At 65.2% G+C, this 26,927-nt stretch carries 22 protein-coding genes; 18 read left to right on the top strand and 4 right to left on the bottom strand.

Translation table 11 applies throughout. The features are described 5' to 3' along the window. Nucleotides 1–17: 17 nt before the first annotated feature. Nucleotides 18–890: an SDR family oxidoreductase gene (locus ACM9HJ_RS15750; protein ID WP_416572699.1), complete on the bottom strand. Its 873-nt coding sequence runs from the start codon at nt 888–890 to the stop codon at nt 18–20. A 105-nt stretch (nt 891–995) separates the two neighbouring features. Between ACM9HJ_RS15750 and ACM9HJ_RS15745 the strand changes: the two genes are divergently transcribed. The 5 genes from ACM9HJ_RS15745 (at nt 996) to ACM9HJ_RS15725 (ending at nt 8,545) form a co-directional block, all read left to right on the top strand. After that, nucleotides 996–1,448: a winged helix-turn-helix transcriptional regulator gene (locus ACM9HJ_RS15745; RefSeq protein ID WP_416572698.1), complete on the top strand. Its 453-nt coding sequence runs from the start codon at nt 996–998 to the stop codon at nt 1,446–1,448. Between the two features lie 98 nt (nt 1,449–1,546). Next, complete coding sequence (locus tag ACM9HJ_RS15740) at nt 1,547–2,530, top strand: LLM class flavin-dependent oxidoreductase (RefSeq protein ID WP_416572697.1); 984 nt, start codon at nt 1,547–1,549, stop codon at nt 2,528–2,530. 130 nt (nt 2,531–2,660) lie between these two features. Further along, nucleotides 2,661–4,727, top strand: coding sequence for a S9 family peptidase (locus ACM9HJ_RS15735; RefSeq protein ID WP_416572713.1), 2,067 nt, complete (start codon nt 2,661–2,663; stop codon nt 4,725–4,727). A gap of 155 nt (nt 4,728–4,882) precedes the next feature. Then, nucleotides 4,883–7,144 carry a glycosyltransferase family 4 protein gene (locus tag ACM9HJ_RS15730; RefSeq protein ID WP_416572696.1) on the top strand — a complete coding sequence of 754 codons (2,262 nt, stop codon included), beginning with the start codon at nt 4,883–4,885 and terminating at the stop codon, nt 7,142–7,144. A gap of 102 nt (nt 7,145–7,246) precedes the next feature. Beyond that, nucleotides 7,247–8,545 (top strand): glycoside hydrolase family 130 protein, encoded by a 1,299-nt coding sequence (locus tag ACM9HJ_RS15725; protein WP_416572695.1) that lies wholly within the window; start codon nt 7,247–7,249, stop codon nt 8,543–8,545. A 129-nt stretch (nt 8,546–8,674) separates the two neighbouring features. Here ACM9HJ_RS15725 and ACM9HJ_RS15720 read toward each other — a convergent pair whose 3' ends face one another. Beyond that, nucleotides 8,675–9,184 (bottom strand): ferritin-like domain-containing protein, encoded by a 510-nt coding sequence (locus ACM9HJ_RS15720; RefSeq protein WP_416572694.1) that lies wholly within the window; start codon nt 9,182–9,184, stop codon nt 8,675–8,677. Between the two features lie 254 nt (nt 9,185–9,438). On the opposite strand from ACM9HJ_RS15720, the gene ACM9HJ_RS15715 reads away from it, so the two are divergent. The 12 genes from ACM9HJ_RS15715 to ACM9HJ_RS15660 all read left to right on the top strand — a co-directional run bounded on the left by ACM9HJ_RS15715 (nt 9,439) and on the right by ACM9HJ_RS15660 (nt 22,065). Continuing rightward, nucleotides 9,439–9,639: a hypothetical protein gene (locus tag ACM9HJ_RS15715; RefSeq protein ID WP_416572693.1), complete on the top strand. Its 201-nt coding sequence runs from the start codon at nt 9,439–9,441 to the stop codon at nt 9,637–9,639. Nucleotide 9,640: 1 nt separating this feature from the next. Then, nucleotides 9,641–10,765 (top strand): hypothetical protein, encoded by a 1,125-nt coding sequence (locus ACM9HJ_RS15710; RefSeq protein ID WP_416572692.1) that lies wholly within the window; start codon nt 9,641–9,643, stop codon nt 10,763–10,765. A gap of 388 nt (nt 10,766–11,153) precedes the next feature. Next, nucleotides 11,154–11,639: a hypothetical protein gene (locus ACM9HJ_RS15705; RefSeq protein ID WP_416572691.1), complete on the top strand. Its 486-nt coding sequence runs from the start codon at nt 11,154–11,156 to the stop codon at nt 11,637–11,639. A gap of 28 nt (nt 11,640–11,667) precedes the next feature. Continuing rightward, nucleotides 11,668–12,378: a response regulator transcription factor gene (locus tag ACM9HJ_RS15700; RefSeq protein WP_416572690.1), complete on the top strand. Its 711-nt coding sequence runs from the start codon at nt 11,668–11,670 to the stop codon at nt 12,376–12,378. Between the two features lie 28 nt (nt 12,379–12,406). Then, entirely contained in the window at nt 12,407–13,885 is a 1,479-nt protein-coding gene (locus tag ACM9HJ_RS15695) for a sensor histidine kinase (protein ID WP_416572689.1), read from the top strand. Nucleotides 13,886–14,124: 239 nt separating this feature from the next. Continuing rightward, nucleotides 14,125–15,009, top strand: coding sequence for a CpsD/CapB family tyrosine-protein kinase (locus ACM9HJ_RS15690; RefSeq protein WP_416572688.1), 885 nt, complete (start codon nt 14,125–14,127; stop codon nt 15,007–15,009). Nucleotides 15,010–15,181: 172 nt separating this feature from the next. Further along, nucleotides 15,182–15,946, top strand: a complete 765-nt coding sequence (locus ACM9HJ_RS15685) for a sugar transferase (protein ID WP_416572687.1) — start codon at nt 15,182–15,184, stop codon at nt 15,944–15,946. 24 nt (nt 15,947–15,970) lie between these two features. Beyond that, a complete protein-coding gene (locus ACM9HJ_RS15680; protein ID WP_416572686.1) occupies nt 15,971–16,705 on the top strand; it encodes a polysaccharide biosynthesis/export family protein in 735 nt (244 codons plus the stop codon). Between the two features lie 36 nt (nt 16,706–16,741). Beyond that, a complete protein-coding gene (locus tag ACM9HJ_RS15675) occupies nt 16,742–18,223 on the top strand; it encodes a GumC family protein (protein ID WP_416572685.1) in 1,482 nt (493 codons plus the stop codon). After that, the gene (locus tag ACM9HJ_RS15670; RefSeq protein ID WP_416572684.1) at nt 18,220–18,933 is read left to right on the top strand and encodes a hypothetical protein; all 714 of its coding nucleotides are present in this window, start codon (nt 18,220–18,222) and stop codon (nt 18,931–18,933) included. Before ACM9HJ_RS15675 ends, ACM9HJ_RS15670 begins: the two co-directional genes overlap by 4 nt. Continuing rightward, nucleotides 18,933–20,180 (top strand): glycosyltransferase family 4 protein, encoded by a 1,248-nt coding sequence (locus ACM9HJ_RS15665; RefSeq protein WP_416572683.1) that lies wholly within the window; start codon nt 18,933–18,935, stop codon nt 20,178–20,180. Before ACM9HJ_RS15670 ends, ACM9HJ_RS15665 begins: the two co-directional genes overlap by 1 nt. After that, nucleotides 20,119–22,065: a glycosyl hydrolase family 28-related protein gene (locus ACM9HJ_RS15660; RefSeq protein ID WP_416572682.1), complete on the top strand. Its 1,947-nt coding sequence runs from the start codon at nt 20,119–20,121 to the stop codon at nt 22,063–22,065. The genes ACM9HJ_RS15665 and ACM9HJ_RS15660 overlap by 62 nt, the downstream gene beginning before the upstream one ends. Before the next feature lie 442 nt (nt 22,066–22,507). Here the strand turns inward: ACM9HJ_RS15660 and ACM9HJ_RS15655 are convergent, their stop codons facing one another. Both ACM9HJ_RS15655 and ACM9HJ_RS15650 read right to left on the bottom strand, forming a co-directional pair. After that, nucleotides 22,508–22,882 (bottom strand): hypothetical protein, encoded by a 375-nt coding sequence (locus tag ACM9HJ_RS15655; RefSeq protein ID WP_416572681.1) that lies wholly within the window; start codon nt 22,880–22,882, stop codon nt 22,508–22,510. Further along, on the bottom strand, nt 22,879–24,243 hold the full coding sequence (locus ACM9HJ_RS15650; protein WP_416572680.1) for a lipopolysaccharide biosynthesis protein: 1,365 nt from the start codon (nt 24,241–24,243) through the stop codon (nt 22,879–22,881). The genes ACM9HJ_RS15655 and ACM9HJ_RS15650 overlap by 4 nt, the downstream gene beginning before the upstream one ends. Nucleotides 24,244–24,445: 202 nt before the next feature. On the opposite strand from ACM9HJ_RS15650, the gene ACM9HJ_RS15645 reads away from it, so the two are divergent. Then, complete coding sequence (locus tag ACM9HJ_RS15645) at nt 24,446–26,743, top strand: acyltransferase family protein (RefSeq protein WP_416572679.1); 2,298 nt, start codon at nt 24,446–24,448, stop codon at nt 26,741–26,743. Nucleotides 26,744–26,927 lie beyond the last annotated feature (184 nt).

The following is a 26,927-nucleotide window of genomic DNA, read 5'->3' as shown; positions in this document are numbered from 1 at the left end:
CCCCGCCTTGTGTCGGTTCAGCCCTTCAGTGCCGTGGCGACACTTGTGGCGAACGGTGTGGTCGGCCGGCCTAGCAGGGATGACAGGGTGCGTCCTTCATCGAACAGCGCTCCATCGGCCGCCGCCACGTCGGAATCGGCCAGCAGCCCGGCCAGCGGCGCCGGCAACCCGGCGCCGACCAGGGCGCCGCGATAGTCCGCCTCCGGCAGGTCGACATACGGGATCTGCCGGCCCGTCTGACGCGACAGTTCGGCGGCGAATTCCGTCAGCGTGTAGGCGCTGTCCCCGGCCAGTTCCAGCACGGCGTTGGCCGGGGCCTTGTCATCCAGCAGGGCGATGGCGGCGGCTTCGGCATAGTCGGTGCGGGCGGCGCTGCTGATACGGCCGTCACGCGCGCTGCCGATGAAGGCACCATGCTGCAGGGCGGGCAGGATGGAGGCGGCGTAATTCTCCGTGTACCAGCCATTACGCAGGATGGTGTGCGGGATACCGCTGGCCACGATCAGCGCTTCGGTCTGGCGATGTTCCTCGGCCAGGCCCAGCCTGGACGTATCGGCATGCAGGACGCTGGTATAGATCAGGTTCTGCACGCCGGCCTTCTTAGCCGCATCGATGGCGTTCCTGTGCTGCGGCACGCGGGCACCGACGGCGTTGGAGGAAATCAGCAGCAGCCGTTCGACCCCATCCAGCGCGGCAACCAGCGTTTCCGGCTGGTCATAGTCGCCTTGGCGCACAGTGACACCGGCGGGGAACAGGCCAGCGGCGCGGGCGGGGTCGCGGACGATGGCGGTGACGCTCTCGGGCCCCACGCGACGGGCCAGTTCGGCCACGACAAGGCGGCCAAGCTCGCCACTGGCGGCGGTGACGGCAAAACGGATAGGGGTGGACATGGAAGAATCCTGGTCTCTGTGAAACACCAGGTCTAAAATAGAGACCATATAGACCGCCTGTAAGATGGCACTTTCCCGTCACCAGGTAACACCGGAGATACCACCATGGATGCCCGCGCCGCGATGGGGGCCAAGGTCGAGGAATGGAAGAAGCTGGGCTTCGATGCCGATGCCTGCCCGGTGCGCGACCTGCTGGACCGGATCGGCGACCGCTGGTCCATCCTGCTTCTGTCCATGCTGGCGCCGGGGCCGCTGCGCTTCAACGCCCTGGCCCGCGCCGTGCCCGACATTTCCAAGCGCATGCTGTCGCAGACCCTGCGCACGCTGGAAACCGACGGGCTGATCGACCGGATGGTGGAAGCCACGGTGCCGCCGCGCGTCACCTATTCCCTGACGCCGCTGGGGGCGGGTTTCATGGGTCCGCTGATCGGCCTGATCAATTGGGCGGAGGCCAATCATGGAGCCGTGCTGGAGGCACGTCGGCGCATGGCGGCATCCGTGGCGGAACAGGAAGCGGCGGGCAGCGAGTATGGCTGGGTGCAGCGCGCGGCGTCGTGATCTGCCGCAAAGGGGGTTTGTGAGGCTCCTCACTGCCCGGACCGTCGCGGCCCCCCCATATAGGGGGCAATGACGACATCCCCTTGCGGAGAAGACAATTGGTTGAACGTTCGATCCTGGAATTGGGCCGCGTGCGGCTGGGCGGGACCCGCCGCGACGCCCTGGACGAGGCCAGGACCCTGGCCCAGCATGCGGAGAACTGGGGCTACAAGCGGCTATGGGTGGCCGAGCATCACAATATGCCCACCGTGACCACGGCGGCGACATCGCTGGTCATCGCCCATATCGCGGCCGGCACCAGCCGCATCCGGGTGGGGGCCGGCGGCATCATGCTGCCCAACCATTCGCCCTATGTCATCGCCGAACAGTTCGGCACGCTGGAAAACCTGTTCCCAGGCCGCATTGATCTGGGGCTGGGCCGCGCACCGGGAACCGACCAGCTGACGCTACGGGCGCTCCGCCGCGATCCCGGCAATGCCGAGAATTTCCCCCAGGATGTGCTGGAATTGCAGGCCTTCCTGGCGCCGGCCCAGCCCGGCCAGCGGATCGAGGCCGTACCCGGTTCCGGCACCAACATCCCGCTCTGGATTCTGGGGTCCAGCCTGTTTGGGGCGCAGCTGGCGGCGGAACTGGGCTTGCCCTATGGTTTCGCCTCCCACTTCGCGCCGGGATCGCTGGATCAGGCACTCGCCATCTACCGCACGCGGTTCAAGCCGTCGGAGCAGCAGGCACGGCCGCATGCCCTGGTCGGGGTCAATATCATCGCGGCGGAAACCGACGCGGAGGCGCGGTTCCTGGCCACCTCGCAGCAGATGTCCTTCGCCAATCTCGTGCGCGGCGCCCGCCAGCTGACCCAGCCGCCAATCGCGGATATCGACAGCTACTGGTCGCCGCAGGAAAAGGCCCATGCAGGGCAGATGCTGGGCTGTTCGATCATCGGCGATGCCGACACGGTGCGCCGGGGGATTGACGCGCTGCTGGAACGCACGCAGGCCGATGAGCTGATGATCGTGTCCGACATGTTCGACGCCGCCAAACGGCTGCGGTCGTTCGAGATCATCGCCCAAATCATGGAGGCATAGTCCGGAAGGGGAGCACGTGTAAGCCCCTGTGCCGTCTCGTCTGTGGCTTGCATCCGGTTTATAGTCGCGCGCCCAAAAGCCGCGCCGAACACCGGCTCGCCACAGAAGAAGGATCACCCCTCCCGTGACGATGAAGAAGCTGTCCTCCCTGCTTGGCACCACCATCTTGGCCGTCGGCCTGACGGGTATCCTGTCCGGCTGCGGCAAGGAGGAGAAGGCGGCGGCACCCGCCGCACCGGCGGCCGCTCCGGTACCGGAACTGATCGCCCGCAAGGACCTGTTCGGCAATCCCAGCCGCAACGGCGCCAGCATCAGCCCCGACGGTGCGTCGGTCGCCTTCCTGGCGCCGCGCGACGGGGTGATGAATGTCTGGGTGGCGCCCATCGGCCAGATCGATGCCGCCAAGCCGCTGACCGCCGATACCGAACGGCCCATCCGCCGCTTCTTGTGGGCCCCGGACGGCAGCAGCGTCCTTTATCTGCAGGATAAGGGCGGCAATGAGGATTTCCTGCTCTATGGCGTCGACGTGGCGACGGCCCAGACCAAGCTGCTGACCCCGTTCGAGAAGACGACGGTGCAGATCGTCGGCATCTCCGACAAGGTGCCGGACGCCATCCTGGTCGGCCTGAACAACCGTGACGAACGCTGGCACGATGTCCACAAGCTGGACCTGAAGACCGGCAAGCTGACCCTGGTCTATAAGAATGACGGCTATGCCGGGTTCGATGCCGACAAGAACCTGACCCTGCGCTTGGCGTCCAAGCCGCTGCCAGATGGCGGTGTGCAGGTGGAACGCATGGACAAGGGCGGCAAGAACACGCCCATCTTGACCATCGCGGCCGAGGATGTGCTGTCATCGGGCATTTCCGGCATTCCGGTGGAAGGCGGGGTCGCCTATCTGCTGTCCACCGCCGGGCGCGACAAGGCCGCGCTTTACACGCTGGACCTGAAGGATGGCGCCACCAAGCTGCTGGCCGAAAGCGACAAGGCCGATATCGGCGGCATCATGGCCAACCCGGAAACCGGTGAGGTCGAGGCGTTCAATGTCGATTACATGAAGGATGAATGGACACCGGTGGGCGACGCCGTGGCCGCCGACATCGCCTTCCTGAACGAACAGGCCAAGGGCCAGTGGGGTGTGACCAGCCGCAGCCGCGATGACAACCTGTGGACCATCGCCATCGACCGGGTGACGGAGCCGGCGGCGTTCTTCCTTTATGACCGCAAGGCCAAGAGCCTGACCCGCCTGTTCACCGTGCGCCCCAATCTGGAGGGCAAGACCCTGGCGCCGATGCAGGCGCTGGAGATCCCGTCGCGCGACGGCAAGGTGCTGGTCAGCTATCTGACCCTGCCGCCCAATGCCGATGCCAATGGCGACGGCAAGCCGGACCAGCCCCTGCCGCTGGTGCTGAATGTCCATGGCGGCCCGTGGGCGCGTGACAGTTTCGGCTATCACAGCGAACATCAGTGGCTGGCCAATCGCGGCTATGCGGTGCTGTCGGTGAATTTCCGCGGCTCCACCGGCTTCGGCAAGGGCTTCACCAATGCCGGCGATCTGCAATGGGGCCGAACCATGCATGACGACCTGATCGACGCCGTCGACTGGGCCGTCAAGAATGGCGTGGCGCCGCAGGACAAGGTGGCGATCTATGGCGGGTCCTATGGCGGTTATGCCACGCTGTGGGGCATGACCAACACGCCCGACCGGTTCGCCTGCGGCGTCGACATTGTCGGCCCGTCCAACCTGAACACGCTGCTGGCCAGCGTGCCGGCCTATTGGGCGGCCTTCTTCGAACAGCTGGCGCGCCGCGTCGGCGATCCGCGCACGGATGAGGGCAAGGTGCTGCTGACCGAGCGGTCGCCCCTGACCTATGCCGACAAGATCGCCAAGCCGCTGCTGATCGCCCAGGGTGCGAACGACCCGCGCGTGAAGCAGGCGGAAAGCGACCAGATCGTTGCGGCGATGAAGGCCAAGAACATCCCCGTCACCTATGCGCTGTACCCGGATGAAGGCCATGGCTTCGCCCGGCCGACCAACCGCACCAGCTTCTATGCAGTGGCGGAGGGCTTCCTGTCCCACTGCCTGGGCGGACGTCAGGAACCGGTGGGGACGGATTTCGACGGGTCCAGCCTGCAGGTGTTGGAAGGGTCGGACTATGTCCCGGGCCTGAAGGATGCCCTGGCCGTCAAGAAGTAACCCGTCCACACCTTTGATAATGGTTTTATCCAAGGCCTATCCGGTGCTTGCCAGGCACCGGATAGGCCTTAAGCTTTTGGTCTTACGTACGACCAAATGATGGAACGAAAAGGGCGGGTCGGTGTTTTCCCTGGGAAACCTCCAGAGGACCGGACATGCCGAAGCCCCGCCATATCGCCCTTCTGGGCAACGCCCTTCCGCGCCGCTGCGGCATCGCCACCTTTACCGCCGACCTGTATTCCGCATTGCGAACCTCCAGCCCGGAGGTTGCCGTCGATATCGTGGCCATGACCGACAAGGGCCAGTCCTATGACTACCCTGCCCATGTCCGCTACGAGATTCGCGAGGAGATCGTCGATGACTATATCCATACGGCGGAGGCGCTGAACGAGGACGGGGTCGAGCTGGTCTGTGTCCAGCACGAGTTCGGCATTTTTGGCGGGGAGGCGGGCAGCCATCTGCTGCTGATGCTGAAGCGGCTGCGCATGCCGGTGGTCACCACCCTGCACACGGTGCTGGCCCATCCCAATGGCGAGCAAAGGCGGGTGATGCAGGAACTGGCGGAACTGTCCGCCCGCCTGATAGTGATGGCGGAGATGGGGCGGCACCTGCTGCGTACGGTCTATGACATTCCGGATGAGAAAATCGCCGTCGTCCCGCACGGCATCGACCGCTACGGCTTCATGGAGCCTGAGGATTTCAAGCGCAAGCTGGGCTTCCTCAACCGGTCGGTGATCCTGACCTTCGGTCTGCTGTCCCCCAACAAGGGGCTGGAAACGGTGATCGACGCCATGCCGGCGATTCTGGAACGCAAGCCGGATGCGGCTTACGTCATCCTGGGCGCCACCCATCCCCACCTGCTGCGTCATGAGGGTGAGAAATACCGCGAACAGTTGCAGGACCGCGCCCGCAGCCTGGGCGTGGAGCATGCGGTATCGTTTGCCAACCAATTCGTGGACCGGCCGACGCTGCTGGAATATGTCTCCATGGCCGATGTCTATGTGACGCCCTATCTGGACGCGGCACAGATGACGTCGGGCACCCTGTCGCAGGCCTTCGGCATGGGCAAGGCGGTGGTGTCCACCCCCTATTGGCATGCGCGCGAATTGCTGGATGACGGGCGCGGGGTGTTGGTGCCGTTCAGCGATGCCGATGCCACCGGCAAGGCCATCGCCGACCTGCTGACAGATGACGATGCGCGCGACGCCATGCGGCGGCAGGCCTATCAATATGGCCGCGACATGGCCTGGGACCGCGTCGCCGAGCGTTATCATGGTCTGTTCGAGGAGGTGCGGGGCCGCTGGCGGCCGCAGGCCGTGCGCCCGTCCCATACCCGCCCCCGCCGGCTGCACGACCTGCCGGAACTGAACCTCACATACCTGCAGCAGATGAGCGACGATGTCGGCCTGTACCAGCATGCGATCGGCCCCATCCCCGACCGGTCGCACGGCTATTGCGTGGACGACAATGCCCGCGCCCTGCTGCTGGCCTGCACCCTGGCCGAACATGCTGACATGCCGCTGCCGGACCTGATGGTGTCGCGCTATGCGGCCTTCATCCAGCATGCCTGGAACCCCGACACCCGCTATTTCCGCAATTTCATGGGCTTCAATCGCCAATGGCTGGAACCGCGCGGGTCGCAGGACAGCCATGGCCGTACCCTGTGGGCACTGGGCGAATGCGCACGCAGCGATATCCATCCCGGTCGCCGTGCCTGGGCGCAGGACCTGTTCCGCCGGGCGCTGCCCACCGCGGAAACCTTCGCCGCCACCCGCGCCAAGGCTTTCACCCTGCTTGGCCTGGACGCCTATTGCGCGGCGCTGCCGGGGGATGGTGACGCGCGCCGCATCCGGGAGCGCTTGTCTGTGGATTTGCTGAGCCTGTTCCGCAGCAATGCCAGTTTCGATTGGTGCTGGTTCGAGGATGGCTTGTCCTACGACAATCCGCGCCTGTCCCAGGCCCTGATCCTGTCCGGCCGGGCCCTGAGCAACCAGGCCATGATCGATGCCGGGTTGCAGTCCCTGCGCTGGCTGGCGGGGATACAAACATCCCCCACCGGACAGTTCCGGCCCGTGGGGTCGGATACGTTCGGCGATCTGCGCCAGCGGCCGCGCATCTTCGACCAGCAGCCGTTGGAGGGGGCGGCGATGATCGCGGCCTGCCAGGCGGCGTATCAGGTTCAGGGCGAACCTTTGTGGACGGAGGAGGCATCGCGCGCCTTCGCCTGGTTCCTGGGTGCGAATGACCAGAACCTGCCCATGGTCGACGAGGATGGCGGCTGCCGTGACGGGTTGCGGCCGGAAGGATTGAACCAGAACCGCGGCGGGGAGTCGGTGCTCTCCTACCTCCTGTCCCTGGTCGATATGCGCCGCCTGGTGAAAGCCCAGGCGGTGCCCGTGCGGGTGCTGCGGGCTTGATGCCTGTCCCCGCCGTTGAACCAAAACCCGGCAAGCACACCTTGCCGGGTTTTGCCGCGTGCCACAGAACCGCCCCATCCGACAGGAGAAGGAGGAGAAAGAATGTCCGTGATACAAAGCCTGACCCGACTGCCGCTGCAATTGCGGCCGGACCCGTCACGCGTGGTCGTGCGGCCTTTCAAGCCGGCGACAGAGCCGCGCGACCTGAAATCCACCGACAAGACGCGGGCCAACCGCATCGTCGACCGGGTCCTGTCGCTGGACGCGGAGACGGCCACCGGCCAGTTGACCGACGTGCTGGAGAATTTCCGCGGCCGGCATCGCCAGTTGCTGGAGATATTCGAGGAACGCGCCGACGAGATGGAGGACGCGCTGGACAGCCACGAGAGCTTCACGCCAACGCAGCGGCAGCTTGTGGGTGCCTATTTCCTGCACGAATATTCGTTCGAGGCCTCGGCCCTGTTCAATCCGTCCATCGTGCGCCATCCCGACCAGCGTGGGGTGATCGACGGCGGGGTGCGCTTCATCATGAGCCTGCGGGCCGTCGGCGAGGGGCACATTTCCTCCCTCACCTTTCTGACCGGCGTGATCTGTCCAGACGGGCGTATCCTGATGGATGCCAAATCGCATCTGGCCGCCATTCCCCGCGTCACCAACCGCCGGTCGGGGCCGGATGGGGATGAGGTTGAACTGGCCTTCCGGCCACAGGATGATATCAGTGAGTGCGTGATCTTCCCCATCACCAGTTCGCAGGCGAACGGGATCGAGGATGCACGTTTCGTGGAATTCATTGATGGCGGGCACAAGACCTATTACGCCACCTATACCGCCTATAGCGGCCATTCCATCCGTACCGAGCTGATGGAGACGCGGGATTTCGATACGTTCCGCATGTATCCGCTGCGCGGTGTGGCCGTGCGCAACAAAGGCATGGCCATGTTCCCGCGCCGGATCAATGGCCGTTACGCCATGATCGGACGGCAGGACAATGAGAACCTGTATCTGATCCTGTCCGATGATCTTTATACCTGGGATGATGGCGTGCCGATCCTGCGGCCGGAATTCCCGTGGGAATTCGTGCAGATCGGCAATTGCGGCCCGCCGATAGAGACCGAGTATGGCTGGCTGCTGCTGACCCACGGGGTGGGGGCCGTGCGGCGTTACGCCATCGGCGCGGTGCTGCTGGACAAGGATGATCCCGCAAAGGTGATCGGGCGGCTGAAGGAACCGCTGCTGCGGCCCGAACAGTCGGAACGCGCGGGTTACGTGCCCAATGTCGTCTATACGTGCGGGGCGATCCTGCACGGCAAGCAGCTGGTCGTCCCCTATGGCATCGCCGACACCATCACCAGTTTCGTGACGCTGAACATCGATGAACTGGTTGGGGCGATGCGGGGGTAACTTGCGCCCTCGCCCGCTTGCGGGAGAGGGCGGGACCCAAGCCGGAAGGATTGGGAGGGAGAGGGAGTAACACCACCGTTCGGCCGCCATCCTCTCCCTCCCCATCAAGGAGGAGGGCAGTATTATTTATCAACTCGCCGCCGCGTGCGGGTTCAGCACGCGTTCGGCCAGTTCGGTCAGCTTACGGTCCGTCGCCTCCTCCTCCTTCAGGTTCTGCTGAAGCAGGGCGGCGCAGTCGGGACGGCCCAGACGGCGGGCCCAGGCGATCAGGGTGCCGTAGCGGGTGATCTCGTAATGCTCGACCGCCTGGGCTGCTGCCGCCAGCGCCGCGTCCAGCACGTCCTTGTCGTCGATCTCGCCGGCGATCTCGTTGCTTTCCTTGATGATGCCGTCGATGGCCGGGCATTCAACGCCCTTAATCTCCACCCCGTGCAGATTGAACACCTGCTCCAGGCGCTGGATCTGGCCCTTGGTCTGCACCAGATGGTTCTCGAAACTGACCTTCAGGTCCACGTCGGTGGCCTTACTGATCATCTTGGGCAAGGCCTTCACGATCTGGTTTTCGGCATAATAGATGTCGCGCAGCGTGTGCACGAAGAGGTCATCCAGCGTGTGAATGTCGCGGGTGAACAAGCCCATGGTCCTGCTCCTGTAAATGCATCCATTGACGAAGGGGCCGCGGCGGCCCTTGGCCGGCGGCGGGAGAGGGGCCAAGCCCAAAGTCTCCACACAAGAAACGCAGTATCGGCGCGATGGTTCCGCAGGCTGGTCATGAAATCGGCGTAATCACTGTCGGCAGCCTGCTCTGAGGAACATCAACGACCCGGCACCGTTGGGCTTATGCATCTCCCCGCCCCCCGCAAGGTGCGCAGAGATGGATAAGGAGAATGATCATGTCGAGCGCGAGCCATGACGATGACCCGCAGGTTTCCGAAGAACGCCTGCGCATGAAGGAAAACGGCCCGATCCGCACCTCCGTCCCACCGGAACGCCAGGCGGTGGAAGTGAAGCCCATGCGCTATGTGCTGGGTGTCGGCATTGCACTGGCCATTGCCGCGATGATCCTGGCCGCACTCCTGACCGGCGGCAACTGAATTGGCCTTCCCCGTCGACAAGCTGATCCTGACGCCCGAGGATATCGACCTTTCCCGCTCTCCCCTGGCCGGACAGCTGGGGGTGGAGACCTATGTGCTGGGCGCGTTCAATCCCGGGCTGACACGGTTGCCCAACGGCAATCTGCTGCTCATGGTACGCGTGGCGGAGGCGCTGCGCGAACCGATCCGCGACGGGCATGTGCATGCCATCCGCTGGGACGGGGAAAAGCACGCCTATGTGCTGGATGCCTGGAAGCTGGAAATGGTCGATACCGCCGATCCGCGCAAATTCATGATCCATGGCGGCGGCTGGCGGACCATGGCGCTGACGTCGCTGTCCTGGCTGCTGCCGGTGGAATTGAGCCAGGACGGACTGGAGATCGTCGCCATCCATTACGAGCATGCGGTGGCGCCGCAAGGCAGCTGGCAATGCTATGGGGTGGAAGATGCCCGCATCTCCAAGGTCGGGGATGCGTATTTGATGACCACCTGTTCGGTCAGCCCGGAGCGCCATTCCACCACCTTGTACCGGTCGGGCGACGGGCGGCACTGGATCTTCGATGACATCGTCCTGGATCACCAGAACAAGGACATGCTGATCTTCGAAGGGCGCATCGACGGGCAGTACTGGGCGCAGACGCGGCCGCTGGGCGATCTCTATTTCGCCTATCCCCCCGACAGTCCCTGGCGCGCCGGGCCGTCGATCAATCTGGCCACCTCCCCCGATGGCCGGCACTGGAAGCCGCACCGCGAACCGGGCATCCGCCCGCAATCGGGCACCGTGGCCACGGCGCGCATCGGCGGCGGGGCACAGCCGATCCTGACCGATCATGGCTGGTTGACCCTGTGGCATGGGGTGGAACCGAAGGAGATCGTGGGTATCTACCGCACCTACTGGTCGCTGCTGGACCCCAAGGACCCGTCGCGTATCCTGCACAGCCCGACCGAACCGCTGCTGGAACCCAATCCGGAGCTGACACGGCCCATCGAACACCTGCTCTATATCCGCGACGTGGTGTTCACCACGGGCATCGCCGATGGCGGCGACCATTATATCGTGGCGTCGGGAGAGGCCGATCTGGCCTGCCGCATCACCTATATCCCGAAGCGGACCTTCGTGCCGTGAGCAGGTGGTCGATTCCCGGCGGCTTTTTCAAGCATATGCCGCAATGCGGGATAGTTCGGGATTGCTACAATTTCCCATTCAAAAACGGCCGAATAACAAAACAGGTTCCATGCATGTCACAGGTATTTCGTGGAAATTCGGGATTTTCGGAAGATATAACAGCCGAAAGCCATCCGGTTGAAGTAATCTTCATGGCCGAAAGGCCGATTTTACTCACCATTCCGTATCATACCCCCATTTCATGCGTGCCTGATTGCGGGATCGGGCGCCATCATCCAACGGGAGCGCCACTGATACGCCACAAGCGTCGATGGTGCGATGCAAAAGGGAGTGGGAGATGGCGTCGGCCGTGACAGGTCGGTTTGCGATGTGGATATGCGGGGGGCTGATGCTGTCCCTGACGGGCTGCGCCTATGTCAGCGACATTGCCGGCACTGACCGTAAAGCCGCACCCGCCGCCACGTCCAAGCCGCAGGCCACCGCCCAGGCGGCACCACCGCCGGCAGCCCCCAGCAAGCCCGAGGCGCAGAAGCCGGTGAAGCGTGTCGCCGGCCCCAAGCCGCCGCCGGCGGTGCCGGTCGAAACCGCGCCACCGGCGCCGAGCCTGCAACCGATCGGCCTCAATGAAGAGGCGCTGCAAAAACTGCTGGGTCAACCCAGTGCCATCAGGGACGAAACGCCTGCCAAGGTCCTGTCCTTCCGCCGCAGCGAGTGCGCGTTGAACCTGACGCTCTATCCGGACGTCGAAACGCGCGTCTTTCGCACCCTGTCCTACGAGGTGACCAGCGATGATCACGACGAACGAACAGCCAAACTATGCCACGCAAGGTTCGGTCTTCCCTCCGACGGTGCCAGCGTCGCAGCCCACCGATAGAAGGATTGGCGAACACGGGCTGCGTCTGGTGCTGGTCGACGATGACGACGATTTCCGCGAGGCCGTGGGGGCCGAGCTGGAAGACCACAACTTCTCCGTCACCAGCTTTCCGGACGGTCCGCCGCTGCTGGATTACCTGGCCGATGGCAACGAAACCGACGTCATCATTCTGGACTGGAACCTGCCGACCACGAACGGCGTGGACCTGCTGTCGCAGATGCGCCGGCGGGGCGTCAACATCCCGGTCATCATCCTGACGGCGCAGTCCGGCACCAGCTATGAAATGATGGCGCTTGAACGCGGCGCACTGGACTTCATCGACAAGTCGCGTGGTGTCCCCGTGCTGGCGAGGCGCGCGCGGCTGATCGCCGAAGCGGCCAAGCACCCGCCCGGCGTGCCGGCGGAGGAGGTGGTGGAGCATGGCGCCCTGCTGCTGAAACCCCGCCTCAGCCGCGCCTTCTGGCGTGGGACCGATGTCGATCTGACGGTGACCGAATTCAACATCGTGCAGCGGCTGGTCACTCATGCCGGCGATCATGTGACCTATCGCGCCATTTACGACTGCGTGCATCGCAGCGGCTTCATCGCGGGGAGCGGCGAAGATGGATACCGAACAAATGTCCGATCCTCGGTCAAACGCATCCGCAACAAGTTCCGCGCCATCGATCCCGGTTTCGAGGAAATCCAGAATTTCGCCGCCTTCGGATATTGCTGGAAGAACCCGCCGACACCGGTTTAACGAATGGCGGCGGCGGTGCGTTCAGGCATTGTCGTCCCTGAGCTTCAAGCTGGTCCTGCTGGTCGGCATCTTCATCGCCTTGCCCGTCATCCTGTACGGGCAGTTCGAAGAGGCCGACAGGCAAAGCCGCGCCCTAGTCGCCGACAGCCTGCGCCGCAATGGCTGGCTGGTCGCCCAGGCGCTGTCCGCCCGGCTGGAGCAGCGCGAGGACATGCCGCCATCCGAACTGAACGCCATGCTGGCCACGTTCGCGGACGCGGATACCAGCCTGCGCCTGATGTTCCAGCCCCGGATGGGCGGGGCGGCCGGCAGCTTCTTCTTCGTGGCGTCGGCCCCGCGCGTGCTGGCCGACCAGATGGGCGCCGACCTGGACCTGCTGGGCCGCCACGGCATCCTGCAATCGCTGGGCGAAAGCTGTTCCTGGGACAAGCCGGTGGAAATCCGCTATCGCCAGATGGACGGGGTGGAGGAAATCCTGACCTCCGTCATCCCCATCCAGGGTCGGCGCGGCTGCTGGGTGCTGGTGTCGGCCGATAACAGTTCGGCCCTGTTGAATACTGCGTTCGGGCGCCCCTACTGGCAGACCGACAATGTGCGGATGGCGGCGCTGATCTATCTGGTCTTCGCCGGCCTGGCCCTGCTGATGGCGTGGCGCATGCGCGGCGCGCTTCGCCATTTCCGGCGCGTGGCCGGCGATATCCGCCGCGGCGGGGCCGGTGCCGCTACCTTCGCCGCCCGCAATCCCCTGCCCGAAATGGCCCCGGTGGCGCGGGAGTTCGACCGGCTGGTGGGCGACCTGCACCGTGCGGCCGCCAATATCCGCACCACGGCGGAAGAGAATGCCCATTCGGTCAAGGCGCCACTGGCCGTGATCCGCTCAGCCCTGCAGCCGCTGAAGGCCGTGGCGCCCAAGGACGACCAGCGGTCGCAGCGGGCCGTGCAACTGATCGAGACGGCGCTGGGCCGCCTGTCGGCCCTGATCTCCGCTGCCCAGCGCCTGGGCAATGACACGGCCGACTTCATCGAGGCGCCCAAGCTGCCCATCAACCTGACCCATGTGGTGGCCGACGCGCTGCACAATGCGCGCGACATCTCGCTGGACCGGCATATCCGCTTCATCCGGCAATTGGATGAGAATGTGCAGGTGCTGGCGCCCGACGGCATCCTGGACATCATCGTGGAGAATATCCTGGATAATGCCGTCGGCTTCTGCAAAACGGGCGGTACCATCAGCACGACGCTGACCAAGACCCAGACCCGCGTCGATCTGATCATCGATGATGAGGGGCCGGGTATCGATCCCGGCAAGATCGACCATATTTTCGACCGCAACTTCTCCTTCAGGCCCGCCGGCACGGGTTCATCGGCGAGCGAGCCGTCGCATGCAGGATTGGGCCTGTGGATCGTGCGCCACCATATCGAGGCGCTGGGCGGCACCGTGGAGGCCAGCAATCGCGCGGTTGGCGGCCTGCGCATGCATGTCTGTCTGCCGCGGAATAACTGGTGACGGGCCAATGGCATGCGGACACAGCATGGTCACTGGCCGGCACCTGACGGGTCGCGCACTCTGACGCTGCTGGCGGGAAACGGGAGGCCCGGCCACACCCCAACCGGCGGCACGCCCAGGCGTGACGGCCGGATGATGCCCCCGCCCCTCCCCCGCCCCGGAACCGGATGTGCGCCATTGGCTCCCCCCTTCGTGGCGGCGACCTGGCAGACCGCCGCAGTCCCCCACCCCGCCCCGACATGACGGCTTCGTCAGGACGCCTGCGCCTGCCGGGCATCACCGTGATCGCCCTGCTGTCCGGCCTTGGCGCCGGGATGTGGCTGGGTGTCGCCGTCGGCGTCGCCGGGGGCGTGGCGGTCCTGCTGGCCGGCCTGGTGCTGTCGCGTACCCCCAGGGGTCCCCGCGATTTCCAGCGACCCGACGAGATCGAGGCCGCCACCGATCTGACCGTGATGGCATCGCTGCCCGAACTGCTCGACGCCGACGCGGCCATGGTGCAGGTGCTGCGCGATCCGGCCAGCCCGCTGGCCGGCAGCCTGCGCACTCTCTACACCACGCTGCTGGCCACCAGCCCGGCCGGCCCACCCCTGACGGTGGCGCTGGGATCGGCAGAGGCCGGTGAGGGACGGTCGCTGCTGGCCGCCACCTTGGGCCGCCTGCTGGCCAGCCGGGGGCACCGCGTGCTGCTGATCGATGCCGACTGGCGCCATCCCGACCAGCACCGATTGTTCCAGGTGCCGAACCTGCAGGGGCTGGCGGAGTTGCTGGCCCCCCGCCCGCCGGGACTGGACGAGGTGGTGCGCACGGACCCCGTCTCCGGCCTGGACCTGATCCCCGCCGGGACGGGGCGGCTGGGGGCAAGACGTCTGCTGTCCAATCCCATGAAACGCCTGCTGTCCGACCTGACCGGCAGTTACGAACTGGTGCTGATCGACCTGCCGCCCGTGCTGGCGGCCACCGATGTGCTGCTGTTGTCACGGATCGTGGACCGCATCCTGTTCGCCATCCGCTGGAAGCACACGCGGCGCGGCCGCGCCATGGGGGCCCTGGCCCGGCTGCGCAAAGTGCGCGGCCAAGTGGCCGGCATCGTCCTGACCCGCGTGGGAGAGGACACAACTTCCTAGGCTTTGATGCGGTGCAACATGCGCCGGCCACAGATTGACCACAGGCCGAAACTTCGCGCCCGTTGTTATGGTCATGACAGCCAAGAAGAACGGAAACAATCAATAGTACCGACAACTTGCGAAGGTATTCGCAGGTAATGGCGGCGCTCAACCTCAGAAGATGGAGTGCATCATGGCACCGCAGTCCCTTTCCAGCACCTTCCCGCGTCAAGGTGTACTGACCGGGTCGGCCGGTTCCGGCCGCGGCTATGACTGGCATCGCCTTCATGCGGCCGCCATCGACCAACGCCAGACCCGCGAGCCCCGGAGCCGGGCGCTGCGCGAGCCGGCCACCCGGATCAGCAAGCGGATGTTCGACATCGCCGCGGCGGGAACGTTGCTGGCGTTGCTGTCGCCGATGTTCCTGGTGCTGGCGGTGATCGCCAAGCGCGATGGCGGGCCGATGCTGTTCGGCCATCGCCGCGTCGGTGCGCGGGGCCGGACCTTCAAGTGCTGGAAATTCCGCACCATGGTGCCCAATGCCGAGGCCGTGCTGGCCCGCCTGCTGGCCACCGACCCCAAGGCGCGCGAGGAATGGGAGCGCGATTTCAAGCTACGCGATGATCCGCGCGTCACCAAGATCGGCCGTTTCCTGCGCACCACCAGCCTGGATGAGCTGCCGCAGCTGCTGAATGTGCTGGCCGGCGATATGAGCTTGGTGGGCCCGCGCCCCATCGTCCAGGACGAGGTGCGCCGCTATGGTGCGGCCTTCCACGACTATGCCCGCTGCCGCCCCGGCATCACCGGCGTCTGGCAGATCAGCGGCCGCAACGACACCGGGTATGGCGAGCGGGTGGAGCTGGATAAAGAATATGCGCGCAACTGGACCTTTTTCTCTGATCTGCGTGTTCTCCTCCGTACGCCGGCGGTCGTGCTGCGCCGCGATGGTGCGTACTGAGGAACAGACGGAACGGTGACGCCCATGCCCACGTCCAAGAACATAACAAAATTCTCCGTGGCTTTGCTTCTGGTGGCCGGCTTCCTGGCCGGCTGTTCCCAGCGGCAGGCGAACCTGCCGCCGGCCCCGCAGGTGGCGACGCCGGTGACCGGCAATGCCTCTACCCTGCCGGGATACAAGGTGCAGGTCGGCGACATGCTGCATGTGCGCCTCTACCTCAATCCGGAGCTGAACGAGGAGGTGGTGGTCCGCCCCGACGGCATGATCTCCACCGCCATCGCCGAGGATGTGATGGCCTATAACCGGTCGCCATCGGAGATTTCGGCCACGCTGCGCCAGAAATACCGCACGCTGCTGGCCGATCCGCAGATCAGCGTCATCGTCCATACTTTCGCGCCCAACCGCGTCTATGTGGCAGGCGAGGTGGGAAGCCCCGGCGAATTCATCACCGTGGGTCCCAACCTGACCGTCAGCCAGGCGGTGGCGCGGGCCGGCGGGGTGAAGCTTTCCGCATCGCGGGACAATATCTTCATCCTGCGCCGGGGCGAGGGCGACAAGCCGGAGGCCTTGGCCGTGGATTACATGGCTGTGATATCCGGTAAAAATCCTGCCGCCGATGTCCGGCTGGCCCAGTACGACGTTGTCTATGTGCCGCGCACCGGCGTCTACGAGGCCTACACCTTCTGGAACCAGTTCGTGCAGCAGTTCGTGCCCGTCAACTGGGGCTTCACCTACAACATCAATCCTTCGAACAACTGAAGGAATTGACAGCCCCTCTTGCGCCGGAGAAGGCCGATGTACGCGACAGTGCTACCCCATGGCATCCTGATCACCATCTGCAAGCGGTGGCGGCTGTTCATGGCCGTGTTCCTGGGCGTCATGCTGATGGGCGTCCTCTATCTGACGTTCGCCACCCGGAAATATGAATCCGTGGCGGAAATGGTCGTCACCTTCGGCCGCTGGTCGGCCCCGGAGGTGGAACGCGGCCCGGCCACGGAACTGACCCCGTCGGACCGGCGCGAGATCGTGCTGGCCCACGCCGCCATCCTGCACAGCCACGATCTGGCCCGCGCCACGATCGAGACGGTGGGACTGGCCAATGTCTATCCCGACCTGGCCGAGGACCCGCCATCGAGCGGCACGGCCATGGATGCCGCCGTCCGTCGCCTGCAGGATGACCTGTCGGCGGAAGTGGGCGCACAGGACAACATCATCACCCTGTCGCTGCGCCATCCCGACAAGGAGATGGTGCCCAAGCTGGTGCGCAAGCTGATCGACCTTTATGTCGGCCGCCAGACGCAGATCTACCACAACCCGCATGAGGGCTTCCTGGCCAGCGAGGTGCGTCAGGCCGGCGACGACCTGGCCAAGGCGCAGACCACGCTGGAAACCTTCAAGGACCAGTGGCGGATCAGTTCCTTCGACCGCGAGGTGGAGGATCTGCTGGCCCAGCGCGGTGAGCTGGATACCAGCCTCCATGCCGCCCGCGCCGCCTTGGCCCAGTCCCAGGAACGCAAGCGCGGCCTGGAACAGCTGATGCAGAAGGTGCCGGAAAAGGTGCCGGAGACGGCCAATGGCGAGAAGTACCGCGCGCTCGACGAGGCCCAGTCCCGCCTGCTGGAACTGCGCATGAAGCGCAGCCAGATGGTCGCCACCTATAATCCCGACGGGCCGGCCATAGCCGCGCTGAAGGCGGGGATCGCCACGGCGGAGAAGGAAGTGGCGGCACGGCGTTCGGAGTTGGAAAAGCGGTCGGCCACCACCACCAACAGCGTCTATCAGACCCTGCAGACCGATTATCTGCGCGCCAGCGCCGATGTGGAGGGCAATGCCCAGCCCGTGGCGATCCTGGGCGGACAGATCGCGGCGCTGGACCAGCGGCTGACAGAACTGCGGAGCAACCGCGGAAAATTCGACGGTCTGGTACGCGAATACCAGATCAAGGAGGAAGCGTACCGGTCGCTGTCGATGCAGCATGCCAATGCCCGCGTCAAAGGCAACCTGAACGACGAGCGGATTTCCCCCGCCGCCGTGATCAGCGAGCCGACCCAGCCCTATCGAACGGTGCGCCCGCGCGGCCTGATCACCCTGCTCGCCTGCATGATCGGTGGAGCCATCCTGGCCACCATCGCCGTGCTGCTGCGCGAGGCCCGCGATGATCGCTTCACCACGGCCGAGCAGGTGGTCTACCTGCTGGACCTGCCGGTCCTGGCCAGTTTTGAACGTCAACCGCATCGACCGCCCCTGCAATTGATGGCTCTCGGAGATGCAAAATGACGAAATTCAACATCGCCCCGGAACCCTTCCACGAACCGCCCCCGCCCTGGATCGACCATCAGGTCCGGGAGGTTGACTGGCCCGTGCCGGAGGATCTCGCCATGGTGGACCTGATCGAGCTTTACCTGGAGGTGGACGCCGTCCTGGCACCCGATCGCGGCATGGCCGTGCAGTTCCTGGCGGCATCCGCCGGCCCCGGCGCCTCGGAAATCGCGCTGGACATGGCCTGGGCCGCCAGTTCCATCCTGGGCAAGAAGATGCTGGTGCTGAACTGCACCCGCCAGCCCTGGACGCCCTGGCCGCAGGCATCCGCCGATCCCGGCGGCGACGGGGTGATCCGGGCGCTGTCGCGTCAGCCGGAACTGATGAAGATCCCCGACCATGAGATGTACATGGCCGATCTTCGCGCTTGGCCCGGGCGCGGCGTATCCGCCGCCAAGACCGACGAGATCGCCGAGCATATCGACCATTTCTGCCGGCATTTCGACATGGTGCTGGTGGTCGCCCCGCCGGCCGATGCCGAACCGCTGGGCGCCATCCTGTCGGGCCATGTCGACGGCAACATCGTGGTGATCGAGGCGGAGCAGACCCGCCGGTCCTCCGCCATCCGGCTGCGCGAACTGCTGGCCCGCTGCAACCGGCCCATCCTGGGTGCCGTGCTGCATGACCGTCAGAACCATATGCCGGGCTGGATGGCCCAGCTGCTGTGATGAGGGCCGTTCCCTTGCATGTCATGGTGGTGAACAACCTCTACCCGCCCCTGATGGCGGGCGGGGCGGAGCGCATCGTCGCCTTCCTGGCCGAAGGGCTGGTGAAGCGCGGGCACCGGGTGACGGTCGTCTCCACCTGTGGGCCGGAGATGGAACCCTATCCGGTAGAGACGCAGAACGGGGTGGAGGTGATCCGCTTCTTCCCGCCCAATCTCTACTGGTCGTTCGAACGCTCGCTGAAGTCCGGCCCGAAGAAATGGCTTTGGCACGCCAAGGATGCCTGGAACCGCGAGGCAGCTGAAAGGCTGGGCGCCATCCTGGAAAAGGATCGGCCCGACGTGATGCACAGCCACCTGATCGACGGTTTCTCCGCCGCCATCTGGGCGAGGGCGAAACAGGAAGGCGTGCCGGTGATCCACACGGCGCATGATTACCATCTGATGTGCCCCCGCGCGTTCATGCTGACGGCCGACTGGAAGCTGTGCACGAAGCCGCGCGCCCATTGCCGGCTGTTCCGCCACTGGCATGTCCGCACCACCCGCCATGTCGACCTGTTCGCCAGCCCGTCGCGTTTCCTCTTGGAGATGCACCGGAAGGCGGGGTTGCAGGCCGGCGCCGGTACCGTCGTGCATAACGGCATCCCCCTGCCCCCCGATGCCGCCGAGATCCGCCGCCAGCGCCCGCCGGAGGCCGCCAGCCGTTTCCTGATGCTGACCCGCCTGACGGTGGAAAAGGGCGTGGAGACGGTGCTGGACGCCATGGCCCGCCTGCCGGCTGACCTGCCCGTGGAACTGGCCATCGCCGGCAAGGGCGTGCTGGAGGACAAGGTGCGGGCAGCGGCGGCGGCCGATCCGCGCATCCGCTATCTGGGTTTCCTGGACGGGCCGGCCAAGGCCGAGGCGCTGGCCCGGGCGGGCCACCTGCTGCTGCCCTCGCTCTGGTATGAGAATGCGCCAGTGACCATCGTGGAGGCGGCGGCCTATGGGCTGAGCCTGGTGGGCAGCGATATTGGCGGCATTCCGGAATTCGTTGAACCCGGCCGCACCGGCTTCCTGTTTCCTCCCGGCGATGCGGGTGCTTTGGCTTCGATCATGGCGCGCCTGGCCCGCGATCCGGACGCCCTGCCCATGCTGCCCGATGCGTCGGCTGCATTGGCACAACGCTTCAGCCTGGAGCGCATGATCGATGATTACGAACGACACTATTTCGCCCTTACGGGGGCTGGCCTGGCGGTGGCGGCGGAATAGTCACGCACTGCCCCTCGCTTTCCTGCTGCTTCTGGCACCTGCGGGCGGTGCCAACGCGGAAACCTATCCGGCCGACAGCAGCGCCTTGAACGTACGCAATTTCGGGGCGCGCGGCGATGGGCGCACCGACGATACCGCCGCCTTTCTGGCGGCCCTGGCGGCCAGCGGTGCCGATACCGGCACCCTGTTCTGGCAGGACAAGATGGTGTTCGTGCCCGACGGCACCTACCGCATCTCCGCCCCGCTGGTGAAACGCTATGCCAATGGTAATTTCGGCTCCGGCTTCGTCCTGATCGGGCAGTCGGAGACGGGAACGGTGCTGAAGCTGGCCGACAATGCGCCCGGCTATGGCGATCCGCAGCGCCCGCAGGCGGTGATCTTCACCACGTCCAAGCTATTGCGCGGCGGGGCGGCAGATGGCGGCAAGGATTATCTGGGAAGGGGCGAAGGCAACGACGCCTATATGAATTTCGTGGAGAACATGACCATCGATGTCGGCAGAGGCAATCCTGGCGCCGTCGCCATCGACTATCTGGGCAACAATACCGGCGCCATCCGCCATGTCACGCTGAAGGCCGGTGCGGGCAGCGGGGCCGTCGGCCTGTCCATGACCCGCAAATGGCCGGGGCCGACCATGGTGCGCAACCTGACCATCGACGGGTTCGCCACCGGCATCGCCACGGCACAGACCGAATACGGCCTGACCTTCGAACATATCAAGCTGCGCAACCAGACCCAGGCCGCCATCTCCAACAGCCAGAATGCGCTGACCATCCGCAACCTGGTGGTGGAGGGGACGGCGCCGGCCATCATCAACAGCGGCGACAAGGGGTTCCTGGCCATCGAGGGCGGCACGGCCCCCGTACCGGGCCTGACGGCGCTGATCCGCAATGACGGGTTCGTCAGCGTGCGCGGCCTGTCCCTGGCCGGGAACATCCATAATGGCATCCTGCAGGGCCGTAGCGGCTGGCAGTTGGCGACGGCGCCGATCTGGCGCACCCCGTTTGAGGATGCGCCCGCCACACCGGAGGCACCGGCCAACCAATGGGTCAGCGTGGCAAGGTTCGGCGCCACGGGCGATCCGGCCCAGGATGCCACCCCGGCGCTGCGCGCCGCCTTCGCGTCCGGGGCGTCCGTCGTCTATCTGCCCAAGGGCACCTATTCGCTGAGCGATGTGGTGGATGTACCGGCGGGGCTGGTGCGAATTGTCGGCATGAATTCCACCATCCGCATCCTGAACCGCAAGCCCACCTTCCTGCGCTCAACCGGCATGTTCCGCGCGGCCACGGCAGGGCAGCCCTTGTTCGTCGAACGGCTGGCGTTCGACAATACCAATCTGGGCGAACAGGTGGCGATCGAACTGTCGGGCACGCGCGACATCGTCATGCGCGACATCGTTACGGCCGGCACCACCATGCTGGATCGCAAGGTCGGCGGCGGCAAGGCGTTCCTGGAGAACATGTGCTGCGGCTTGCTGCGCATCACCGGCGCCCAGCCGGTCTTCGCCCGCCAGTTCAACAGCGAGGGCACGACGACCCGCATCATCAATCGCGGCAGCCCGCTTTCCATCCTGGGGCTGAAGACCGAAGGGGTCTGCACCGTGCTGGATAATCGCGAGGGCGCGCGCAGCGACATTTTCGGCGGGCTGGTCTATGTGGTGCGCGATGGGGCCCCTGCCACGGTGCCGACCTTCATCAACAGCAGTTCCTGGCTGTCGGCCAGCTTCATCGAGGAATCTCTGCGCACCGGCAGCCGGTATCAGGTCTATGTCGGCCGCGACGCCACTGTGGGCCTGGCCAGCACCCTGCGTGCCGCCATCCCCGTCTCCGGCTTCCCGCAGCGGGGCTATGGTCGGTTCATTCCCAATCTGGTGGATGTGCCGTAGGGTCATCCCTTCCACCTTGATGGGGGAGAGCCTGTCAGGTCATCGAAAGCCTGAACACAGTACCGGCAATCCAAAAGCTATGTGTCGGATGCCTCGCACCGACCGCCTTCAACCTTGAACTTGAAGCGCTGGTCCATTCCGGGCGTCACATAACCGATCGGGCAGTTTAAGGGAAGTTGGTCAGGGAAGCTGATCTTGATGGCGCCACTACCTTCACAGCGAATCGAAAGCGTGGCGGTAAACGTCTCCCCCGCCCGCTTAAGCGGAGTAGACTGTCCGCAAAGGATAAGCTCCGCTGATGCTGCGCCGACAGCTTGAACTTCGAAAGAGTTCGCCGCCAGATCGCAGCCTGCCGCCAGCAACGGGATCAGAAGGACAACCGCTCTCATGGAACCAGGATAGCGCCAACGCCACCCACCAGCTACCACAACAATTCATGGGTTCACGGCCGCGTCACCGCGAACGGGTCCTGTCCCGGCTGGGCGACCGGCTGGGGACTGGCCGGGCGTTTAGAGGCGATGCAGGTGCCGCCTTGGCGCTTGGCGTCGGTCTCGCAATCGGCATGGACGGCATAGACGCAGGACATGACATTGCCGGCGGTCGCCAGGCAATAGGGCTGGGCCGCCACCGGCGCCTCGAACTCCCGCGCATTGGTGGTGCAGCGGCCGCCGGCGCGATTGGCCTCGCGCTGGCAGGAGACGGGGTCGACATAGAGGCACTGGTCGGGAATGCCGGTGACCTTCACGCAATAGGGTGCCGCCGCCGCCGGACCGGCCAGCAAAAACGCCCCCACCAGCATCAAGCCGATGCGCTTCATCCCTCAAACCCCTTCTGTCGCTGGCCGATGGCACGCGCCATCAGCCCCAGCAGGGCCAGACAGCAGACGGCCTGCGCCGCGCTGTAGCCCGTGATCACCCAATGCGGTTCCAGCCCCAGGCCATACCCGCCCATGAACACCGCCACGGTCAGGCACAGGCGCCCCACCTGCCAGCCCGCCGCCATCGCCTGCTTTTCCAGAAGCTGCAAGGTGTGGAACACGGGCTGCACCAGGGCCTGGGCCAGATAGCCGATGCTCATGGCACGCAGATACAACACGCCATCCTGCCATTCGGGTCCGAACACGGCGGCGAAGAAGAAGGTGGCGGCGATGTTGGCGGCGACCGCCCAGGCCAGTGCCAACATGAACTGTCGCGACACGACCTGGCGGAACCGGCGCATCAGCCGGGCGGGATCGGTGGCGGCGATCTTGCCGGCCTCCCCGATATAGACCTGCAGGATGGAGGTGCCGACGATGGCCAGCGGCCGCGACACCACCCGTTCCACCAGGAAGATGAAGCCGGCGATATAGGGCGAATAGAACAGCCCGACCAGCAGGTACAGCAGCTGGCTGCTGCCCGCCGCGTCGATCAGGGCGGCCCAACTGGCGATCAGCGGGAAGCGGATATAGCGGTTGGCCAGCATCCGCATGCGCCGCCAGGACAGCAGCCGCAGCCGCCGGCGGTTCAGCACCGTGCCGAACAGGCCCAGCGTGCCCGCCGACTGTCCCAGGACGGACCCTGCCAGCAGGCCAGGCGTCGCGGCACCGACCAGGGCCAGCCCGATCTGGCTGCCCGGCCCGACCAGCCCCTGCGCCAGCCGCGTCTTGGCGATGGCGGGGAAGTCCCCTGCCCGCGTGGCCAGCTGCAAAGCGATGTAATAGCCGCCCAGACAGGCATAGCCGATGATGAACAACCAGCGGTAAAGGGTGAGCTGCCCACCCTCCAGCGGCACCGGCCACAGATCATGCACCATCACATCGGGCACGGTGAACACCGCCACCCCCAGCAGGGTCGTGGTGGCCGTCAGCACGCATAGGCAGACGAAGGTCAGGTTGATCGCATCCCCCTGCCGGCGGACCAGCGGCAAGGCCAGTTCATAGCGCAGGGAGGCGATGACCGTCAGCATGGTCAGGGCGGCCAGATAGACGCTGAGGATGCCGAATTGCTGCGGGGAATAGAGCCGGGTCAGGACAGGCGCCAGCAACAGGCTGATCAACTGTCCGCCGGCCGCGCCCGACAGCATGATGGAAACGTTGCGCAGGAAGGGCCGTGCCGCCAGACCGTCGCGCAGCCGGCGCATCTGCACCAGGGGCGACAATGACAACCGGCCCGGCACGGAAACCGTATTTTCCTGGGTCATGATGGTCCCGTCCTGTTCTCCCCTGGCATAACATCGGGAAATCGCGCGCGTATCATGCAAAAAAGCGGGTCACAGCAAGGTCACAACACGCATTTACGCACATGCCCGAATAATTGAGGACAGACGGAACTTTTGCATCACTGCGCCGTTCGCAGGTGCATCGAAGTAACGGCACTTATCCGCGACAATCTGGATTGGCGACATGAACATGCAGGCCGATGATAAGTTTGCGGACAATAATTTCACGCCCCTGCGCCTGGGCCTGGCCCTGCTGGTGGTGTTGGGTCACTACAAACTGTTCATCGGCATCAATTCGCCGGCTTGGCCGTTCAATTACGCCGCCCTCGCGGTGGAATGTTTCTTCGTGGTCAGCGGTTATCTGGTCGCTAACAGTTTCGACCGCGATCCCGACCTGAAACGCTTCTTCATCAAGCGCTTCTTCCGCATCTACCCGCTCTACATCACCGTGGTCATCGCCCAGACCCTGATCCTGGGCAGTCTGGCGCCCGGTGGTATCATGGGCAATCTGGGTTCCATGGGCACCTACCTGTTGGCCAATGCCGCCTTCGCCAATTTCCTGCAATATGATGTGGGGGCCGGTGCGCTGACCGGGCTGTATGAGCAGAGCATCAATGCCAGTCTCTGGACCCTGAAGATCGAATTCGCCTTCTACCTGATGCTCCCCTTCCTCTGGCGGCTGTTCGAACGCCGGGGTGTGGGCGTGCTGGTGGCGATCTTCCTGACGTCGGCTTTGTATAATTGGGGGTTCGAACAGGCGGGCCATCATACGCTGGCCAAGCAGTTGCCCGGACAGTTGCAGTTCTTCGTCCTGGGCGTGGCCGCCTATCGTTACCGCCACATGCTGCGGCTGGAGAATAAATGGGTGGGGCTGGGGATCGCCATCGTGCTGGGTGCCGTGGTGACGGCCCTGCTGACCAGCCGCCCGCCGCTGATCTATCCGCTGCTGGTGGCCGCATTGGTGGTGTTCCTGGCGCTGCTGACGCCGCGGCTGCGGATGGAGGCGGATGTCTCCTACGGCGTCTATCTGCTGCATGCGCCGATGATCCAGCTGTTCCTGCTGTTCGGCATCTATGAGCCGGGGCTTGAGGGTGTGGCCATCACCGTGGTGCTGGTACTGGCGCTGGCCTTCCTGGCGGAACGGTTCGTGGAGGCGCCGGGCATCGCCATGGGCCGCAAACTGATCAAGCGCCTGGGCCGCCGGCCGACAACGCCGCCACCCGGGGGGCCGGGCGAGCTGACCGTGGTCATGCTGAACGATTACTGCCATGTGCAGGGCGGGGCCAGCAAGGTCGCCATCGACGAGGCGGTGCGCCTGTCGCAATCCGGCGTGAAAGTGATTTTCGTGGGCGCCGTCGGCCCCGTCTGCGACGCGCTGCGGGACGCACCGGTGGAGGTGCATTGCCTGGGCCAGCATGAGCTGCTGGAGGCCGGCAAGCACCCGTCCGCGGTGCCGCAGGGCCTGTGGAACGGCAAGGCGGCGAAACGGGTGGCCGATATCCTGCGTGCCTTGCCGGCCGATCGTACCATCGTGCATCTGCACGGCTATACCAAGGCCCTGACCACGGCGCCGGTACGCATGGCGGAACGGATGGGAGTACCGGTGATCTGCACCCTTCATGATTTCTTCCCCGCCTGCCCCAACGGCGCCTTCTTCAACTATCAGACCGCCCTGCCCTGCACCCAACAGGCCCTGTCAGGCGGTTGCATCGCCACGCGCTGCGACAAGCGTCGGCATGTGCACAAGCTGTTCCGGGTGGCGCGGGGGCTGATCCAGCGGCTGGCCGGGCGCTTCCCGGCGTCGGTCGGGCATTACATCGCCCTGTCGGAACGGTCGGCCGCGATCCTGTCGCCCTATCTGCCGCCCCATTCCCGCATCCACCGCCTGCCCAACCCGGTGGAGGCGCCGCGCGCCGTGCCGGCGCCCGTGGCGCTGAACGACATGATCCTCTATCTGGGCCGGCTGGATGAGGAGAAGGGCGTGCGCCTGCTGGCAAGGACGGCGGCCACACTGGGCCTGTCCGTCACCTTCGTGGGTGAAGGTCCCTTGCGGGCGGAGATCGAAGCGATACCCGGCATGAAGGTCACCGGCTGGCTGGGCAGTGCGGAGATACAGACCTATCTGTCGCGCGCCCGCTGTCTGGTGTTCCCCAGCCTGTGGTACGAGACGTTTGGCCTGACCGTGTCGGAGGCAGCCGCACGCGGCGTGCCCGCCATCGTCAGTGACATCACGGCGGCGGCGGAACGGGTGGAGGATGGCGTCACCGGCTGGCGCTTCCGCAGCGGAGATGCCGACGATCTGGCCCGCTGCCTGCTGCTGGTCAAGGATGATACGCGGATGCAGGCGGCAGGGACGGCTGCGTACAATGCCTTCTGGTCCGACACGCGATCGGGCGACCGACATGTGGCCGATCTGCTGGAGATCTATCGCAAGGCGGTGGGGATGAGCGGGCCGGTGATGGCGGCGGAAGCGGCGGAGTGAACCCTCTGCCCATCGTAGCTCTCCCTTCTCGTCATCCCGGCGAAAGCCGGGACCCAGGGGCCGAATGCCCGACCTTTCGGCGGCTACAATCAAGGAAGCGTATAGGTTTGATCCTGTGGCCCCTGGGTCCCGGCTTTCGCCGGGATGACAAGAAGTGGTTGATTCTCCCCCAAACGAATACGGA

The sequence above is a fragment of the Niveispirillum sp. KHB5.9 genome (assembly GCF_048066115.1).
Taxonomy (GTDB): Bacteria; Pseudomonadota; Alphaproteobacteria; order Azospirillales; family Azospirillaceae; genus Niveispirillum.
This window is presented reverse-complemented; position numbering and strand designations above follow the sequence as displayed.